Origin of the sequence: Selenomonas sp. CM52, assembly GCF_000292955.1 — a bacterium.
Lineage (GTDB): Bacteria > Bacillota > Negativicutes > Selenomonadales > Selenomonadaceae > Selenomonas.
In genome coordinates, this window is the sequence record NZ_ALNM01000044.1 from 1 (window position 1) to 1,870 (window position 1,870).

The 1,870-nt window shown below is 58.5% G+C and carries 1 protein-coding gene and 1 pseudogene; both read left to right on the top strand.

Going from position 1 to position 1,870, the window contains the following annotated elements; translation table 11 throughout:
* Positions 1-205 (top strand): annotated as a pseudogene (locus tag HMPREF1153_RS10440) (methyl-accepting chemotaxis protein); the annotation flags it as partial.
* A 175-nt stretch (positions 206-380) separates the two neighbouring features.
* Positions 381-1,870 (top strand): methyl-accepting chemotaxis protein (locus tag HMPREF1153_RS10445; RefSeq protein WP_009646906.1); only part of this gene is annotated, 1,490 nt, incomplete at its 3' end.

Below are 1,870 nucleotides of genomic sequence, written 5' to 3' on the forward strand. Positions count from 1 at the left end.
AGTGCTCGAAAAGGACTGCAAGAGCACGGTCGATACGGTGCAGAAGGTCAGCGACCTGTCCCATGCCGTGCAGCAGAAGGCGACGGACGTGTCCGCCGTCTCCGAGGAGCAGGCGGCGTCCGCCGAGGAGATTGCAGCTGCGAGCCACACGCTCTCCGAGCTTGCGCAGCAGCTCAAGCAGGGAGTGGCGAAGTTCCGGCTTTGAAAAAAGACGCGGTACATACATCCGCATGATTTACAGAGGTCTAGCCGATGGGTCTGCACCTTCGGCTAGACCTCTTGGGGTTAAATATCAGGAATCTTTGCAGGATATTTGAAAATGGAGTAGAAGAGAAGCATGTAGGTTACAAGTTTTGGAAGAACACAGGGAGGAGCACGAAATGAAACTCAAACCGAAGATGCTTTTGAGCATCGGCATTCCGCTCATCGTCATCTTCATCCTCATGGGAACGATCATCTATCTGATGGCAAGCTCGGGGTTGAAAAGCGCGGTGGAAGTCGGCATGGAGCAGCGCGCGGGCCGTTATGCGGCGGAGCTTGACGGCAGCGTGCAGGAAAAGCGCGCGATGGTGGAGACCATCGCCCAGGATTGGAGCGTCGGTTTGCCGCAGGGGGACGATCTGCAGCAGGCGGTTCTTGACATCTCGGCGCGGCCCGGCGTCTTTGAATTCTACGTCGGCTTCCCCGACGGTTCGTCCGTGGTGAAGGATCAGGCGTCGGAAGGTTTCGATCCGCGCACGCGCCCGTGGTACAAGAATGCAGTAAACTCGAAGAATGTGGAGCTTTCTGAGGTCTATCAGACCGACCCTGACAAAACGCGGGTCATAACGCTGAGCAAGGCGGTCTACAATAAGAACGGCGAGCTTGTCGCTGTCATCGGCATGGATGCTTCCGTCGATAGTATGACGGAGATTTTGAAGGATGTGAAGGTCGGCGAGCATGGCTCGCTCTTCGTCCTGGGACCGGACAGCGAATTCATCTACCACAAGAAATTCACGCTCGACGATCCGCGGCTCAACGAGATGGATGGCGGCAAGTACAAGGATCTGGCAGCGCGCTTCACATCGAAGGATCCGCAGATGTTCGAGGCGGAGTTCAACGGCGTGCACAAGTTCTATGAATCGATGCCGATCGGCACGACGGGCTGGCACATCATCATCGAGGTGCCGCAGTCGGAGGCGTTCGCATCGGCGACGCAGATGCTCTATGCGATTCTTGTCATCAGCCTCGTTGCTCTCGCGCTTTTGGGCGGCATCACCTACTATTTCCTCACGGGCATGATTTCGCCGATCGAGATCCTGTCCGAGACGATGAGTTTCATCGCCAAGGGGGATCTTACGCACAAATTGCCCGCGAGCGATCGCGTCGACGAGATCGGAGTGCTGCAGACGAGCTCGAGTCAGATGGTCACGACGCTCCGAAAGATGGTCGAGGACACCTCGAAGGCCAGCGAGCAGGTGCTCGCGTCCTCTGAGGAGCTGACGGCAAGCTCGACGCAGACGGCGAATGCGTCGCAGTCGGCGGCAGAAGCCGTTGTCGACATCGCCGAGCGCGCGGCAGAGCAAAGCGACATCGCGGAGATGGCGAACGAGGTCGCGCACAACATGGGCGCGCAGACCGAGGACATCGCCAAGGTGGTCGGTGAATCGACGAAGGTTGCTGAGACGACGGCTGAGGCGACGCGCGAAGGCCGCGCTGTGCTGGAAAAGGCGGTCGCGGGCGTCGACAGCCTCGCGGCGAACTCCGTAAAGGTCGGCGAGGCTGTGCAGAACCTCTACGACGGCTCGAAGAATATCGCGGAGATCAACGAGGTCATCACGAACATTTCGGGACAGACGAAACTCCTCGCGCTGAATGCCGCGATCGAGGC